Origin of the sequence: Glutamicibacter sp. M10, assembly GCF_025452055.1 — a bacterium.
Classification (GTDB): Bacteria; Actinomycetota; Actinomycetes; order Actinomycetales; family Micrococcaceae; genus Glutamicibacter.
This window is the reverse complement of sequence record NZ_CP104918.1, coordinates 154,732-169,982: the sequence shown is the minus strand read 5'-3', so window position 1 is coordinate 169,982 and position 15,251 is coordinate 154,732. Positions and strand designations below refer to the sequence as shown.

The window sequence follows — 15,251 nt, the reverse complement described above, 5'->3', positions numbered from 1 at the left end:
GGTAGATGATCTTGTGAACTTCTTCGTGAGAACTACTTTTCCTCAAGCGCAGGGGTTGAAATAGGGGTTTTCTACTTTAAGATCTTCACTTCTTCTCAAATATGAAAGATTTACGCTTCTTTGGTCAAAAGTGTCCCAAAGCGCAAAAATCGGCCAGACCTAGTGGTCTGGCCGAGAAGAAGTATGAAATTTTAGAATGTCTCGCGTGATGACGAGCGTGCAGATAACCGAAACCTTCTGTTGAGGGGTGCACTGTGCCGGCCCTCTACGGGAAAGGACGTGCGCTTTTAGGCAAGGTCGAAAGAAACAACCGCCATGACACCGCGACCGGAAATGCGTGGCTCTTGAACGTCCGAACCTGCCACGGTGTCGCGAAGATTAACGGGCAGCTGATCTTCGCCGAGTAGCAAGGTGGCTGAGCCTTGGAGCAGGATGCCTAGCTGTCCATCAAAGAGGTACTGCTCGCGCTTTTTGGACAGCTCGACGATTCTCACCGTAGGGCGAACCTTCTGCGGATCGGCGGCAACATAAACGGTGAGTAGTTCTTCGGTAGGCTGGCTGGCTCCAACCGGTGCTTCGGTGGTGAACTTCAGTGGACGCAACGGTTCTAGACCGTGCTGCTCTCCATCAACATCCAACTCAACGAAGTCTCCAGCGATCAAGGTAATAACTTGGGCTGGGAGAGTGGCAGTGAAAGAAGCTTCCTTCTCAATGGAGCGAATGGAAACTTGCCAGGACGCTTCAGCTTCACCGCCTCGCTGCAAGGTGCCGTCATCGGCCAGAGTGCCTGCGGCGATAAGTCGGACTTGGCCCAGTTCCCACTGCTTCTTGGTGCTCTTGGAAAGCTCAAGAATGGTTTCGGGTGCGTAGGTAGCCTGTGCTTCGCTCATGAGTCGAGTCTACTTGCCTGCGATCATGCGTAACTGATCAACCAATAGCGTCGTCGGCTTTGATGCATCAAGTACCAACCAGTCGTTGAGTTCGGCCAAACGAAGGTATTCGGTTCGTGCTGCCTGAAGGTATTCCACGGATTCTTCGTCTTCATCTCGCGCATTGATGCGTTGTGAGGCGAGGTAAGGATCAACGTCCAGAAGAATGACGGTGGTTCCCTCGGCGCTTTTCTTCGCAAGCCACGGCAAGAGGATCCCCGGCTTGTGGCCGCGAACGTGGCGTAGCACCAACTGGCAATACAAGTGGCGGTCCATCACCGTGAGGCCCGGAGCTTGTGCGGCGGTGAGGGAGTTTCGGGCAACGTTGAAGAGTCGAAACGTTGTCTCGATTAATTCCTGAGCAAGGTGTGGCACCGGGATGCCGGAGGTTCGCGAAAAGTTATTAAGCCAGCGGCGCCCCGCAACATTAGCGAGTTTGCGTGCCGGGATCTGCTCATTATTTAGTTCTTGCACCAGAGCGGTGATGACGGTGCTCTTACCTGCGCCGTCGATACCCATCACGACAAAAGTCTGTGGTGGATCGTGGGCGGAGTTTTTCGCGGATAGTACTTTTTCGACAATGGCTGTCATGGCTCTCCTCGTAGTTCACTATTGATATTTTCAACGAGTGGCAGGGGTGCAAGATTCCGGTGTAGCGCTGTGCATTTGTTGTGAGTGACGAGGCTTAGAGGCAATCGGAAGAATTGAAAATATTTCCTTGGTTGCGCTCCGCAAGACCGGAGTAATGGATCTTTTCTCTCGGACTTCTGGAAAAGTTGAGCGTTCTTCGCCTAGTCTAGGTATGTGACTGCAACCACATGGAACCGCGCAAAGAAGCCGGAAAATAGCAACGGACCCGGAGAAGCTCCGGAGATGGACGCCATTGCTCTGGGACGAAGGATACGTTTCCTTCGCAAAAGTAAGCAGATGACTTTGGACGATATATCGGCCGTGGTTGATACTGCGCCGAGCCAGCTTTCACTGATTGAAAATGGCAAGCGCGAACCAAAACTTTCTTTGCTCAAGTCGCTGGCCGGGGCCCTCGACGTCGGAGTTGATGACCTGTTGGGCACCGAGCCTCCTTCACGTAGAGCGGCCCTGGAAATCGAGTTGGAGCGCGCTCAACGTGGACCGCTATACGAGTCACTAGGTTTACCCACCGTACGTGTGGGTACGCGCCTTCCCATGGACGTGCTCGAATCATTGGTTGGACTTCAGCATGAACTTGAACGCCGACTGAACGACCAGGCAGCGACTCCGGAAGAAGCCCGCCGAGCCAATACGGCATTGCGTCACGAGATGCGAGGTCGCAATAACTACTACAAAGAAATTGAGCAAGAAGCTTCCAAGGTTCTTTCGGCGGTAGGCCACGATGCTGGTCCGCTGTCTCATCACCGTGCAGCAGACATTGCTGAACATCTTGGCTTCAGTCTGCGCTTTGTAGGCAACTTGCCTCACTCCACACGTTCGGTGACCGATCTGAAGAACATGCGTATCTACCTGACTCAGGCCAATCGCACTGATCATGATCCGCGGTCAGTTCTCTTGCAGGCCTTAGGGCATCATGTCCTGGGACATAAAACACCGACGGATTACTCTGACTTTCTGTCCCAGCGTGTGGCCACAAACTACTTTGCCGCAGCATTGATGATGCCGGAGAAATCGACTGTTGATTACCTGCGTCGTGCAAAGAACAATCGTGAGCTGGCCATCGAGGACCTGCGCGATGCGTTTGCGGTGTCCTACGAATCGGCTGCTCACCGATTCACCAATCTTGCTACCGAACACTTGGGTATGACTTGCCACTTCCAGAAGGTGCACGAGTCAGGAATCCTGCACAAAGCTTATGAAAACGACCGCGTGAATTTCCCTGCGGATCATACGGGCGCCATCGAGGGACAGAGCATCTGCCGTTATTGGACCAGCCGAGTGGTCTTTGAACAGATGGACAAGTTTCGGTCTTTTGAGCAGTACACGGATACGGTCAATGGCACTTACTGGTGCTCGGCACGCACCGAACGGCACTCCTCAGGGCTGTATTCGCTATCAATCGGTGTCCCGTTTGAGCACGTGAAATGGTTCCGCGGTCGTGACACCAAAGAGCGTTGTCAGTCCACCTGCCCGGACGAAAATTGTTGTCGCCGCCCACCGGCAGATCTTTCTGACCGCTGGTTTGGCAACGCGTGGCCAGCCACTCGTGCCAACACGCACTTGCTAGCTGCAATGCCGACTGGTGCCTTCCCTGGTGTGGATGAAACAGAGGTTTATAGCTTCTTGCAACGTCAGCAATACTGATCCTGTGGAAATTTCTCAGATGTTCATGCCGGTGCGCCGGGTGGAAGCTATCGACCCTCAGGCTCTAGAGGGAAATCAGCAATGGCCTTTTGTTCTTCCTCCGGTGCGTCAGCTTCTTCATGATGGTCTGGACCTAGGGCAGGTCACGATTCTTGTCGGCGAAAACGGTACAGGAAAGTCGACACTCGTTGAAGCATTGGCCATGGTCTATGGAATGAATGCTGAAGGTGGCTCCACGGGTGCTATGAACACAACGCGAGCCAGCGAATCGGAGCTATGGCAACAGCTAAAGCTTCAGCGCGGTGCGGCAGCTTCGCGCAAAGGATTCTTTCTGCGTGCTGAAACCATGCACAGTTTCTATACCTATCTTGAAGAATCGCGATTCAAAACAAGGTTGCACGAGCGAAGCCATGGCGAGTCCTTCCTTGATCTTGTAGAAGAGAGAATTCCCTATATCCAAGGACTATGGATCTTGGATGAGCCGGAATCAGCACTGTCTTTGGCAGGTTGTCTGCGGCTCATGAAGCTGCTTCGAACCATCCTTGATTCCGGGTCTCAGATAGTCATCTCAACTCACTCACCAATGCTTGCGGCGTTCCCAGGCGCGCGAATCTTGGAAGTCGGTGTGTGGGGATTGCGTGAGAGTGAATATGAGCAACTAGATCTTGTGCGTGGATGGCAAGAGTTTTTTGATGACCCGCAAAGTTGCTGGCGTTAAGGCGCGGTCTATAGAGCGTGCTTGGAAATGAAGTCCACAGTTGCACCGGCCAACCAAGCGCCATCCTGTGCCACCGTTCGTTGTGAACGCGCCACCTTGAATGAATGATTGCCGCCTTCGAACCAGGCCAGTTCCGTCGACTTATTTAGCTTCGCAACAACTGCTTCCATCTTTTCCGGGTTGGCAAACGGATCCTTGGTGCCTTCCAAAAACAGCATCGGAACTGCTAAGGGGTAGAGGTGCTCGTCGCGAAGCTTATCTTCCTTTTTAGGTGCGTGCAATGGGTAACCCAAGAAGATCAGAGCGTTCGACGGCATACCTTCGGCGACAGCCAATGAGGCCATACGTCCACCAAATGACTTGCCGGCAACAACCACTGGCAGACCGCCGGCTAAATGATCTTCAACCCATGAACGCACTTGATGCCAGACAGCGATGGCGGTAGGTGCCTTGTCTGGGAATTTCTTTCCTGCGTCCATATACGGGAAATTGAAACGCAGTACGCTGACGTCGAGATCAGCGACTGCTTGAGCGAACCCAGTCATGAACTCGTGGTCCTTGCCCGCACCAGAACCATGGGCCAAAATCATCAGGGCTTTAGCCTTCGATGCCGGCATCCACAGTGCGCTCAGCACAGAATCGTTAAAAGGAATCGACAGTTCTTGCGTCATAGATTTAAACCTAGGGCGCGATGCGGATAGCGGCAGAATCTGTTGAGGCCGGGGTTCTAGCTCTATTGAATCCAGTCTTCACGATTGGCAGTGCCTGTATCCCCGCCGGACCTAGCGATGACGGTCAGCTTATCGACTTGCTCTCCGGCAGCAGCTTTGTCGTTGATCTTGATGATCATGTTTGAGGAGACGAAGCTTGAGGCAGGAGTGTCATAGGTTCCACCCATCCACGGACCGTCCTTGATGGTGACGACAAGTTCACCAAAGGCCGGTGACTCCACCTTATCTACGTAGGCATGTGGGTCATCCGGAAGGCAGCGGCGGTACACCTCTAAGGTGGTAATTTCTGCGTGGCACATGGATTCGTAAACGTCATTCATGCCCGAAAGCCACTGCGCGTATTTTTCTTTGGCCCAGGCTTTGCGGTCGTTGGGGTCTGCTCCGGTTCGGGCGCGGGAGTAGGTTCCGGAATTCTTGCCGTCCTCGGTGGCGAAAGTGATGCTTTCCAACTCCGGCGACTTCTCACCCACGCTCTCGAACATGATTAGGCCCATGAACCGGAGTTCATCCTCGCGGGTCTGGTAGCTTTCTTGCATTCCGTCCCGGTTGAAAATCATGCTGTTGTCTAACGAGATATTTATGACGCCCGGCTTTGGCGACTCCCATGAAGTCATCAAATTGTAGGGGTACGAGAATCCTTGAGTGGATTTGATGCCCGAATTGTCTTTCCACATCTTAATCTTGGAGTCCGCCCATGCCTGACCAGTCAAGGGTGCTGCAGTGGATTTAGTCGGAGACGGGGCGAGCGAATTTTCAGCAAGCTCGGTGTCAGCAGTTACCGCAGAGGCCGGGGCGTTAGCCGGGGCAGTTGCTGACTCTGAGGGTTCGGAAGAAGGTGTTGGGGCTTGGCTTGCGCTGCACCCTGTCATCAAAATGGCAACGAGAGACAAGGTCATGAAACTTCGGATGCGCAAGAGTAGCTCCTAGGAGAGTGATGAATTCCCAGTCTATTAGGGGACCTGCGCTCAAAGCTATCTATTTTAGAATCGCGCGAATACCCTGATTGGCCCAGATTTAAAATCTGCACCTTCAGTCAGCCCCATCGATTCATAAAACGCTCGTTGCCCTGGCTCATCATCGGTAATAAGCACAAACTGGCGAAGGTGTTTGTATCGGTCTTGAACGGCAGTAAATAGTTCCCTGCCGGCACCGCTGCGCTGGGCTTCTGGGTGAACCAAGATGTCTTGCACGTAGCAAATGGTCGCGTCATCGGAAATCGCCCGGGCTAAGCCGATGAGTTGGTGTTCCTTGTCGTAGGCGTAGACAAGAAAGTCAGAGTTTTTCAGTGCCGTGGCCAGTACGTCGGGGTGATCCGTATAGGCGCTCCACCCCACGGAGTTGTACAGAGCAATAACTTGCTCAGGGAGGGGACCTTAGTGGTGGAGATTTCCATAGCGCAGTTGCTCTCATCGTGTCCAAGAATTGGGTTCACCCTAACACGCAGTAACTGAGCTCCCGCTAAAGATCAGTGCACACACAAAGGGGCTTGATACGCCGAAGCCAAAGCTCCGGCGTATCAAGCCCCCAACAGGCTAGTGCTTCCTAGTTATCGAAGTAGCTAGGTACCTGCTCGTTCTGTGCTGGCGGGGTGGGTGCATCCACCTTCTTGCGCACCACCAGCTTGTCCTGCGCGTAGTCCACCACGACGGTGTCACCGGCAGTCAGCGAATCATCGATGAGCAGATCGGCGATGGCGTCCTGCACCTTGCGCTGCACCAAGCGGCGCAGTGGGCGGGCACCAAACTCTGGATCGTAACCCTCAGAGGCTAGCCAATCCACGGCAGCATCACTGACTTCCAAAGCAAGTTCCTGATCCACCAGGTGCTTCTCGGTATCGGCGATGACCAGCTTGACGATCTGGCCGATCTCCGACTGCGAAAGCTTGGAGAAGAGCAGGACCTCGTCCAGACGGTTCAGAAACTCGGGGCGCATGAACTCGCGCACCTTGCTCATCACCTTGGCCCGGATCTCGCCGGCTTCACTGGCAGCCTTGGCCGAGGTGAAACCGAAGTTTCCGGCCTTGTTGGCCAGGTACTCGCCACCGAGGTTACTGGTCATCAGGATCAGCGTGTTCGAGAAGTCCACGGTGCGTCCGGCCGAATCGGTCAACCGTCCGTCATCAAGGACCTGCAGTAGTACGTTGAATACATCTGGGTGGGCCTTCTCGATCTCATCAAGCAGGATCACCGAGTACGGATTGCGGCGAACCTTCTCGGTGAGCTGCCCGGGCTCGTCGTGGCCAACGTATCCCGGAGGGGCACCGATCAGACGAGCAACGGTGTGCTTCTCGCCGTATTCGCTCATATCAACGCGGACCAGCGAGTCAGCCGAACCGAAGAGGTTGGTCGCCAGTGCCTTGGCCAGCTCGGTCTTGCCCACGCCGGTTGGGCCCAGGAACAAGAACGAACCAATTGGACGACCCGCAGGGAGAGGCCAGTACGGTTTCGACGCACGGCGCGAGCCACGGCAGAGACCGCATCCTTCTGGCCGATCACCGAGGCGTGCAGGGATTCTTCCAGCGAAGCCAGACGCGACTTGTCGTCCCCGGTGATCCGCGAGGTAGGGATACCGGTGGAGCGGGCGATAACCTCAGAGATCTGAGCTTCGTCCACCACGCGGGTTACGCCCGCATCGCCGGCGGCCTCGGCGGTATGAATCCGAGTGGTCAGCTCCGCTATATGATCGCGCCAGGCGCTGGCGTCCTCATAACGTTCCTCGCCAATGGCGCGGGACTTTTCGCGTTCCGCTTCCATCAGATCGGTGCGCAGGGACTGCACGTCCTCGGTATCTCCGGCGGCGATTGAGCGTCGTGCACCGGCGATATCGATCAGGTCGATGGCCTTATCTGGCAGCTGGCGGTCGGTGAGGTACCTCGCCGAGAGTGATACCGCGGCCTTCAGCGCTGCTGGGGTGTACTGCACCTGGTGGTGATCTTCGTAGGATTCACGCAGACCTTCGAGGATGGCCAAGCTGACTTCCTGCGATGGCTCATCCACGGTGACCTTGCCGAAGCGGCGGGCCAACGCGCTGTCCTTCTCTACCTTGCGGAATTCGTCCAGCGTGGTGGCACCGATCAGGTGCAGCTCACCGCGTGCCAAACGAGGCTTGAGGATATTAGCTGCATCCATATTGCCCGACTCTCCGGAGCCAGCGCCGACCAGCAGGTGCATCTCATCGATGAACACCAAGATCTGACCTTCCGAGTCGGCAATCTCTTCAAGCAGGCCGGTGAGGCGTTGCTCAAAGTCACCGCGGTAGCGGGTGCCGGCGAGCATGCCGGGTAGGTCGATAGAGATGAGTCGGGCGCCACGGATCTGTTCTGGAACCTGGTCATCTACGATGGCGCGAGCCAGGCCTTCAGCGATGGCGGTTTTACCCACGCCGGCTTCACCGATCAATACCGGGTTGTTCTTGGTGCGACGAGCCAGGATCTCAACTACCTGATCCAGTTCGTCATCGCGACCAATGACCGGGTCAATCTGTCCGTCGGCAGCCAGGGCGGTCAAGTCAGTTCCGAAGCGCTCCAACATGGATGCATCGGACTCTTCCTGCCCCTGGTCGCCTCCGCCGTTCTGGGCGCGCTGGGCTTGCTCCATGGCAGCCTGCTGGAGTGACTGGCCGGTGATGCCGTGCTGTGCCAACAGGTTGCTGACCGGCGATTCCGGGTTGAAGACAAAGGCAAGGAACAGGTGGTCCGGGTCAATGTAGGTGGAACCGTAGTTGCGGGCCACCTGGTAGGCGTCGAAGAGACTGCGCTGAGCGGCCGAGGAAAGGCGTGTTGGCTTCTCTCCGGACTCTTGGCTCTTTGGCATGTGCGCAATTGCGTCCTTGCCGAGGGCTTCGATGTCGATGCCCATGGCGGTCAGGTGTTCGCCAACTGGTTCGGTGCGCAGAAGCGCGGTGAGCAAGTGCAATGAGTCAATCTCATCGTGGCCGTGCTCCTGGGAGATTGCTGCCGCGGTAGCTACTGCCTCGTGGGTACGGGTGGAAAGTAGGCGGGTGATGTCGATCGGACGTGCTGCCTGAGCCCGTGAAGAGAGGAACCGTGAGAGGAATTCCTCGAACGAGCCGTCAGATGGTGCACCAAAAAATGCTGGCAAGTGAGCCTCCTAGTAGAAACTTGAGCGGTCTATGCTCATGTTCAACGCATAGGACCTCAAGATATTCCCGCATGATCCAAAATTCCTTTTTAGCACTCGAGCTCACACCCTTCGAGGTGCTTCGGAGGGGAAGTACTTAATCCTTCGGGATTTCAACAATCCCCAGTCGCGCAGCAGCTATCAGGGCCTGAACGCGGTCGCGGACTGAGAGCTTGACGAAGATTTTTGCCATGTGTGTCTTGACCGTGGTCTCGGTGATGCCGAGGGTTTTGGAGATTTCAACATTATTAAATCCCTGAGCAAGGAGTTTTAGAATCTGGATTTCTCTACTGGTTATGCCCAGATCATCAATGAGATCTTCGACCTGTTGAGAATTATCCGTATGTGCTTTGCGCACCGCGGAAATCAGGTCGGCTGAAACCGAGCGGGAAATGACCGCAGTGCCGTGATGAACTGCGTGCACGGCATTAATTATTTCTCCCGGTTCTGAATCCTTAACTAAATAGCCGCTGGCGCCTGCGGTAAGTACAGGCACTAAATACTCATCCGAGGAAAATGCCGTAATTGCAAGGACTGCGGGGCTGTCTATGCGAGATTTAATGGCGCGAGTCGCGCTAACCCCGTCCATGATTGGCATCTGTAAGTCCATCAAAACAACGTCAACTTCGTTTGCCACGCAATAGTCGGCTGCCTGCTGTCCATTTTCTGCAAAAAATACGGTTACAAGCCCAGAATCCGTTGATAGGATTGTTCCCAACGCATGCCGAATTAGTGGCTCATCATCAGCGATTAGGACCTTTATTTGTTCCATCTGTTTCCTTAGCGTCGATGCTGCAAGCTCCAAACGGGTGCTCACTTGAAAGTATATAAGTTGTCGAGATGTGGAGTTTGTTATGAAGGCTTTGAAGATGATGGCCGTTGCCGCATTGGCATTGGCACCGTTAACCGCAGTGGCTGCTCCCGCATCAGCGGCGCAGAGTCAGTCAATCGGCTCCGGATCAGTTGCAACCCCAGCCGGATGGGGTGCAGACTTTTCGAAGTGGATATGCATTCACTACGGCGTAGGTTGCGAATAAGCTATTTGACTTGAACGCTGTCGCCGTGAATTATTCGGCATATGAGTGAACGACTAAAAGGCACCCTGACCAAGCACCTCGCTGGCCGGGGTGTCATTATTTGGGTGGGGATCGCTGTCCTTGTTCTCCTGTCGGGCAGTGAGTCCGTCACCCTCTTTAGGGACGGTTTTAGTCGAGCGTCACAAACAACCATCTTGGGAGCCCTCGTAGGGCTCGTGCTTTGCGTGGTGCTGGCTATCGGTCTTCGATGGGTCGCAGCGTCCCTCGGACTGTTTATTGCCGTTGCCTTCTTCTTCCTCAACGAGAGCTTCCTATTCTTCTTCACCTTCACTGCGTTTATGATTTTTGCGGCGCTGGCAGCAACTGTTGATGCACGAAGTGTTCGAGGATTGTTCCTCACGCTATCGGCGGCCTGGATGGTTCTGTTTGCTATCCAAGCCCATCAGGACGCCATATTGCTCGTCGCGCTGGTGCCGTTGACTGCCCTGTCCTACTTTGTAACGCGCAGTATCTATTCATTGCGAGAGAAGAATGATCACGCTGTTGATCAGATGCAAAAGGCTCGGGAACAGACGCGTATAGCCATAGACAGAGAACGTAAAAACATCGCCCGCGATCTGCATGACATCGTTGCTCATGACATCACTATCGTCGCGATGCAGTCAAAGGCGGCCAAGTTCGCCAACGACGGGCAGGCCGCGCTAGAGGCACTCGATATCATCGCTAAGCTCAGTACCGAAACCTTGCATGACTTGCGACTGATGCTCAACGTCCTACGGGCCGATGGCACCATGTCCACAGAAGGCAGTGCCAACTTTGATAAGCCGGCTGCAACTACTGTCAATGCGCTTCAGGGAGCAGAACTTTTTGCTCAACGGCTCAAAGATGCTAACTTTAGAGTGACCTCGACCACGGATGAAAAAATCTCCGAACTGCCTCGTTCTGCGCAAACTGCGATCTATCGTGTGATGCAAGAAGGTACAACGAATGTCATAAAGCACGGTGTCCCGGGTGGTCACTGTTCATTAGAATTGCTTTCAAACGGCACCGAAGCCTCACTAGAAATCACTAATCAGGTGGGTGTTTCCGGTAGGAAAGTGAAGGGGCTACCAGCGGGCGGAAGTGGCCTCATTGGTATGGCCGACAGGATGCGTGCCTTTGGTGGAAAGTTCTCAACCAGCCAAGAGCAAGGTGTTTGGACCCTTCGCGCCAGCATTCCGTTCTAGGCCTTACCCTCCTACTAAAGTATGATTTCGATTTTTCGCTGAACACGATAGGTTAGATATGTATCGGTGAAGACCGATCACCGAGAAGGTACTTGGTGGTGTTTTGCGAGTGGCATCATCAAGGACCAGAGGGTGATTAAAAGGTACGTTGCATTGTGTGAACAGACTGATCTTTCATCGGCATTGCGCCCCCATCGCGTGCCGTTGTCTGTCGGCAATGCGACGTACCTTTTATAACTTCAGGTTTCCGTTCTTACGGAGACAGTAGGACGCCGATACATGCGAGCTTAGTAGAAAGCGACGGATCCGGGATTTTCTCCCGGATCCGTCGCTTTTGTTCTGCGCCGACTATGCCTCTGAATCGTTAGAGTCGGAGTCGGTTTTCAGGACATGCTCGGAGACCTTGCCCAGTGCGCGTTCCAACGAGGAGCGCAGCACAATCGGAACGGTGATTTCCTCAGTGATCTGAACCAGACCCTCGCGCTCAAAGACACGAAGTAGCGATTCCACCTGAGGAACAACTTCTTCGAGGCTAGGAATCAAGTGGTGCTGCTCTTCGGGCAGATCCTCTTTGGTAGGAATCTGCAGCGCAAATTCAGTACGGACGGTGTTTGTCGAGGCAGCATTACTCAGCACCCCAGCAACCATCTCGGCGATCTGTGCCTGGCCCGGCTTTTCAAGAGTATTGATCAGAATGTGCGAGTAGAGCACCTCAGCGATCAGTTCCTTGATCAAGCGTGACCCTGCACCGCTGGTGGCGAGCAATGCTTCACTCAGTGATTCGGTAGGTGTCGCATTAGGTGCCTGATAGCGCAACAATGCGGTTCCGATTAGTGCATCCCAATAGGCCGAAAGGCGAGGGATGTCAGCCAGCGATGGAACGCTGGTTCCGTCTTCTGGTTCCCACTCAGGGTGCTCAATAGCCTCGGCGCTTTCGTCGACCTTGATGAACATTCCCAGTGCCTGGGCTGCATCTTGCAAGGTTTCTCCGGTGAGAACGCCAGCTGGTGTAGTTGGCTTACCTTCACCGACCCAGCCGATAAGTTCGCGGGCAGCAAAGACAAATGGCATTGATTCGAAGGCTCCGTTGGCCTCGTCGTCTTCAAGGTAAGGGGCGACGATTGGTGAATCACCAGCCATACGGGAGAGGAACTCGAAGGTCTGCTTGAAGTCTTCTACGCTGCCACCAAAGTTTGCAGTGGTGCCCAAGAAGGTTAGGTAGTGCTTGAGGATCGCAGCGCTGGCTTCTGAAACTTGCTTGCCCAGCGAGGACAGGTGGCCGAGCTGCTCGCCAAGAACAGTTGGATCCAGCGACTGGACGTCAACACTCTTGCGCAACTGCGCATGCACGGTCAGTAGCGTCGTGAGTCCTTCGAGCGCAGCGCGTGTTTCGCTGGCGGGGTGTCCGTCTTCTTGGAAGTGGCGGAACAGCTGGGACTTAAAGGCTGTAAAGCTTGGCGCACTTCAGTTTCAAAAGGTACGGAGCTCGCCCCGGACTGACGAGCCGGATGACCCTGTGCGGTTTTCTTCTTGGCTGGTTTTCGTGAGGCCATGTGTGTGGTGGTGATCCTTTAAAACGGCTTGTCGAGAAAGATGATTATTTGCTTACTTTCAGTGTACGCAGAGCACAGATAGAGCGAACTTCTTGTGAGGGGTCTAACGCTTTCCGACGGGGTAAAAATGATCTAGTCGAGGGAAGTGCCGTAGAAAAGACGGTGTAGAGCAAGGATTTCCGCAAAAAATACAGATCACAGGGGAGTGTGGTGGCGCTCACCGTTGAATCCTCAGAACTCGTTGAAATTCTGCCTGGATCGCGCGACAGTGAACACATACAACCTCGCATTATGGGGCCAACGAGTTTCTAGGAGAGTGGATCATGGCTGGGATGACTGCGCCAGATCATGTAGTCGTTGTCGGTGCCGGATTTATCGGATTGTCGACTGCTTGGTATCTCCAAGACGCTGGCGTCAAGGTCACGGTAGTAGATCGTGGCGGGGTTGCCTCGGGGTCCTCGTGGGGTAACGCCGGTTGGTTGACCCCAGCTCTCACTCTGCCCATCGCAGAGCCATCAATCTTCTCCAACGGACTGAAGATGATGTTGGATCCAACCTCTCCGCTTTATATCCCCCTGAGCGCTGATGCCAAACTGCTGCGCTTCTTGATCGGCTTTGCCTGGCACTCAATGCCCAAGCGATGGGAAGAAGCCATGCGAGTCTTCTCGGAAATCGGAATCACCGGACTTGATGCCTTTGACGAAATCTCTCAGCACACGGCCGCTGGCCCAGGAGTTGCGGAGCATTCCAAGGCGGCCGATCCGTTCTTGACTGGTTTTACTTCGCTCAAGGACCGGAACGCGCTGCTGCACGAGTTTGAGATGATCGAAAAAACCGGTGGCACTGTCGACTTTGAGCTGCTCACCGGGGATCAGCTGCGTGGCATTGAGCCTACCCTTTCTGATCGCGTCGCCGCCGGCGTAGCAATCAAGAATCAGCGCTACATCAACCCGCCAAAGTTCATTGCTTCTCTCGCTGAGTCTGTGGTTGCACGCGGTGGTGACATTATTGGCGCTTTAATGTCACCGATATTCGCGACAACAAGAACTCGGTGACGGTTATTGGTTCAGAAGGCCGGGCCATCACGGCGGACCACGTAGTTCTTGCTACCGGTGCGTGGATGACCGACATGGCTCAAAAGTTCGGCGTCAACGTTGTGGTTCAGGCTGGACGAGGTTATTCGTTCACCGTGGAGCCGGAACATATGCCAACGCACCCCATTTATTTCCCAACTCAGCGCGTAGCCTGCACCCCACTGGGGGATCGCTTCCGGATCGCCGGCACCATGGAATTCCGGGACGTCAACCACAAACTGGAGCCAAAGCGCATCGAAGCCATCGTGGCCGCTGCTACTCCGGTGTACAAGGGGATCAACTGGGAGAACCGCAAGGAAGAGTGGGTTGGTGGGCGTCCATGCACCGCTGACGGGTTGCCGTTGGTTGGCCAAACGCGTTCCCCGCGGATTTCTGTCGGCGGTGGCCATGGAATGTGGGGCGTAGCCCTTGGTCCATTGACGGGAAAAATCTTGGCTGCCCAAATCACCGGTCAAGAAGTCCCCACTATCGCACGTCACTTCAATCCGCTGCGTAAAGGGTTCTAGAGCTGAGCAATTTGAACCAGCCGGATTCTCACGGAGGTAGGAGGGTTGAAGGGACTCCGCACAATCAAGCAAGGTGCTCATCAGATTGCCGAGTGAACCGCCGGGCCTAGGCATGCCGGGTGGAAGTGCCCGATAACATCTGACGGTAGCCCTCGACGTAACTAGGGAATTGAAGGGACAACCCGCTGTCCAACAGCCGGGTGTTGTCCAAGCGCCGGTCGCCAGCACGTCGTTCGGCCGGAGGTGCCTCATGTTCAGGCTGCTCTAGACCTAGTTCGTTGGCTAGGAATTCGTAGACCTCTGCCAGCTGGGCAGGACTATTGTCCGTGGCCAAGTACAGGTCGGCTACCTGATCATCTAAGCCGGCTACATGGACAATGGCGGCGGCTAGATCATCGCGGTGTATTCGGTTGGTCCAGTGTGAACCGTGTGGGATTCGGGCGCTGCCCGAGGTCACCAGGTCTATCAGTCGGTTACGTCCCGGGCCGTAAATTCCCGAGGCGCGCAAGATTGTCACCGGCAGTCCACTCTCGGTGAGCGCTGCCTCGGTGCGGGCCAAGACCTTTGCCGTATCGCGGGTGGCAACTACGGGTGCCTGCTCGTTAACCCACTGGCCATCTTCACCGCCCATCACGGCAGTGGAGGAGATGTAAATCAGTCGGCGCAGCTTTGGTGCCTGGCTACGAAGCCGAGCGCTGAGTTCTTGAGCCACCTGCAAATAGCTGCGCTCATATCCTTGTGCGTCGCGGGTTACCGGAACCGGGGTGAGCACTACGACCTCGGTATCTGGATCTACCACTGGCCAACGGTTGGGATCGAGTAAGTCGACATCCGTTCCGGCGAACTCTTCTGGAAGCTTGTTACTGTTGCGGCGCCATCCTGTGACGTGGTGTCCCTTGGCGTGGAAGCGTAACCCTGCTTCGGTGGCGACGTCGCCGCAGCTGACCAGTAATACCTTCACAATGCTCCCTCGGACTTGTTTCTCTTCTCTCTAGAATAGAACCAATTACCGTGACGGAAAGT

At 54.9% G+C, this 15,251-nt stretch carries 16 protein-coding genes; 6 read left to right on the top strand and 10 right to left on the bottom strand.

The genetic code is table 11. The features are described 5' to 3' along the window. Positions 1–287 precede the first annotated feature (287 nt). Both N6V40_RS00860 and N6V40_RS00855 read right to left on the bottom strand, forming a co-directional pair. Positions 288–890 carry a HutD family protein gene (locus N6V40_RS00860; RefSeq protein WP_262198576.1) on the bottom strand — a complete coding sequence of 201 codons (603 nt, stop codon included), beginning with the start codon at positions 888–890 and terminating at the stop codon, positions 288–290. 9 nt (positions 891–899) lie between these two features. After that, positions 900–1,520 carry an AAA family ATPase gene (locus N6V40_RS00855; RefSeq protein ID WP_131090516.1) on the bottom strand — a complete coding sequence of 207 codons (621 nt, stop codon included), beginning with the start codon at positions 1,518–1,520 and terminating at the stop codon, positions 900–902. A 282-nt stretch (positions 1,521–1,802) separates the two neighbouring features. Between N6V40_RS00855 and N6V40_RS00850 the strand changes: the two genes are divergently transcribed. Together N6V40_RS00850 and N6V40_RS00845 are read left to right on the top strand one after the other, a co-directional pair. Beyond that, positions 1,803–3,224 carry a helix-turn-helix transcriptional regulator gene (locus N6V40_RS00850; RefSeq protein WP_242632622.1) on the top strand — a complete coding sequence of 474 codons (1,422 nt, stop codon included), beginning with the start codon at positions 1,803–1,805 and terminating at the stop codon, positions 3,222–3,224. A 4-nt stretch (positions 3,225–3,228) separates the two neighbouring features. Further along, complete coding sequence (locus tag N6V40_RS00845; protein ID WP_315973741.1) at positions 3,229–3,942, top strand: AAA family ATPase; 714 nt, start codon at positions 3,229–3,231, stop codon at positions 3,940–3,942. An 8-nt stretch (positions 3,943–3,950) separates the two neighbouring features. Here the strand turns inward: N6V40_RS00845 and N6V40_RS00840 are convergent, their stop codons facing one another. Then, positions 3,951–4,613 carry an alpha/beta hydrolase family protein gene (locus N6V40_RS00840; RefSeq protein WP_131090514.1) on the bottom strand — a complete coding sequence of 221 codons (663 nt, stop codon included), beginning with the start codon at positions 4,611–4,613 and terminating at the stop codon, positions 3,951–3,953. Positions 4,614–4,675: 62 nt separating this feature from the next. Continuing rightward, positions 4,676–5,230, bottom strand: coding sequence for a hypothetical protein (locus N6V40_RS00835; protein WP_207306532.1), 555 nt, complete (start codon positions 5,228–5,230; stop codon positions 4,676–4,678). 163 nt (positions 5,231–5,393) lie between these two features. On the opposite strand from N6V40_RS00835, the gene N6V40_RS00830 reads away from it, so the two are divergent. Then, positions 5,394–5,600 (top strand): hypothetical protein, encoded by a 207-nt coding sequence (locus N6V40_RS00830; protein WP_165477385.1) that lies wholly within the window; start codon positions 5,394–5,396, stop codon positions 5,598–5,600. 53 nt (positions 5,601–5,653) lie between these two features. Here N6V40_RS00830 and N6V40_RS00825 read toward each other — a convergent pair whose 3' ends face one another. From N6V40_RS00825 to N6V40_RS00815, 4 genes are all read right to left on the bottom strand, one after another. Continuing rightward, positions 5,654–6,007: a GNAT family N-acetyltransferase gene (locus N6V40_RS00825; protein WP_262198572.1), complete on the bottom strand. Its 354-nt coding sequence runs from the start codon at positions 6,005–6,007 to the stop codon at positions 5,654–5,656. Positions 6,008–6,215: 208 nt separating this feature from the next. Continuing rightward, on the bottom strand, positions 6,216–7,052 hold the full coding sequence (locus N6V40_RS17195; protein WP_315973740.1) for an AAA family ATPase: 837 nt from the start codon (positions 7,050–7,052) through the stop codon (positions 6,216–6,218). Further along, complete coding sequence (locus tag N6V40_RS00820; protein WP_315973739.1) at positions 6,974–8,773, bottom strand: Clp protease N-terminal domain-containing protein; 1,800 nt, start codon at positions 8,771–8,773, stop codon at positions 6,974–6,976. The genes N6V40_RS17195 and N6V40_RS00820 overlap by 79 nt, the downstream gene beginning before the upstream one ends. Positions 8,774–8,909: 136 nt before the next feature. After that, a complete protein-coding gene (locus tag N6V40_RS00815; RefSeq protein WP_131090682.1) occupies positions 8,910–9,584 on the bottom strand; it encodes a response regulator in 675 nt (224 codons plus the stop codon). A gap of 306 nt (positions 9,585–9,890) precedes the next feature. Between N6V40_RS00815 and N6V40_RS00810 the strand changes: the two genes are divergently transcribed. Beyond that, complete coding sequence (locus N6V40_RS00810; protein ID WP_131090512.1) at positions 9,891–11,075, top strand: sensor histidine kinase; 1,185 nt, start codon at positions 9,891–9,893, stop codon at positions 11,073–11,075. A 348-nt stretch (positions 11,076–11,423) separates the two neighbouring features. Here N6V40_RS00810 and N6V40_RS00805 read toward each other — a convergent pair whose 3' ends face one another. Further along, positions 11,424–12,425: a hypothetical protein gene (locus tag N6V40_RS00805; RefSeq protein WP_262198570.1), complete on the bottom strand. Its 1,002-nt coding sequence runs from the start codon at positions 12,423–12,425 to the stop codon at positions 11,424–11,426. 526 nt (positions 12,426–12,951) lie between these two features. Here N6V40_RS00805 and N6V40_RS17190 point away from each other — a divergent pair. Together N6V40_RS17190 and N6V40_RS17185 are read left to right on the top strand one after the other, a co-directional pair. Beyond that, positions 12,952–13,683: an NAD(P)/FAD-dependent oxidoreductase gene (locus N6V40_RS17190; RefSeq protein WP_315973738.1), complete on the top strand. Its 732-nt coding sequence runs from the start codon at positions 12,952–12,954 to the stop codon at positions 13,681–13,683. Further along, positions 13,680–14,228: an NAD(P)/FAD-dependent oxidoreductase gene (locus tag N6V40_RS17185; protein ID WP_315973737.1), complete on the top strand. Its 549-nt coding sequence runs from the start codon at positions 13,680–13,682 to the stop codon at positions 14,226–14,228. The genes N6V40_RS17190 and N6V40_RS17185 overlap by 4 nt, the downstream gene beginning before the upstream one ends. A 106-nt stretch (positions 14,229–14,334) precedes the next feature. Here the strand turns inward: N6V40_RS17185 and N6V40_RS00795 are convergent, their stop codons facing one another. Then, positions 14,335–15,189: an NAD-dependent epimerase/dehydratase family protein gene (locus tag N6V40_RS00795; RefSeq protein ID WP_165477394.1), complete on the bottom strand. Its 855-nt coding sequence runs from the start codon at positions 15,187–15,189 to the stop codon at positions 14,335–14,337. Between the last annotated feature and the right edge of the window lie 62 nt (positions 15,190–15,251).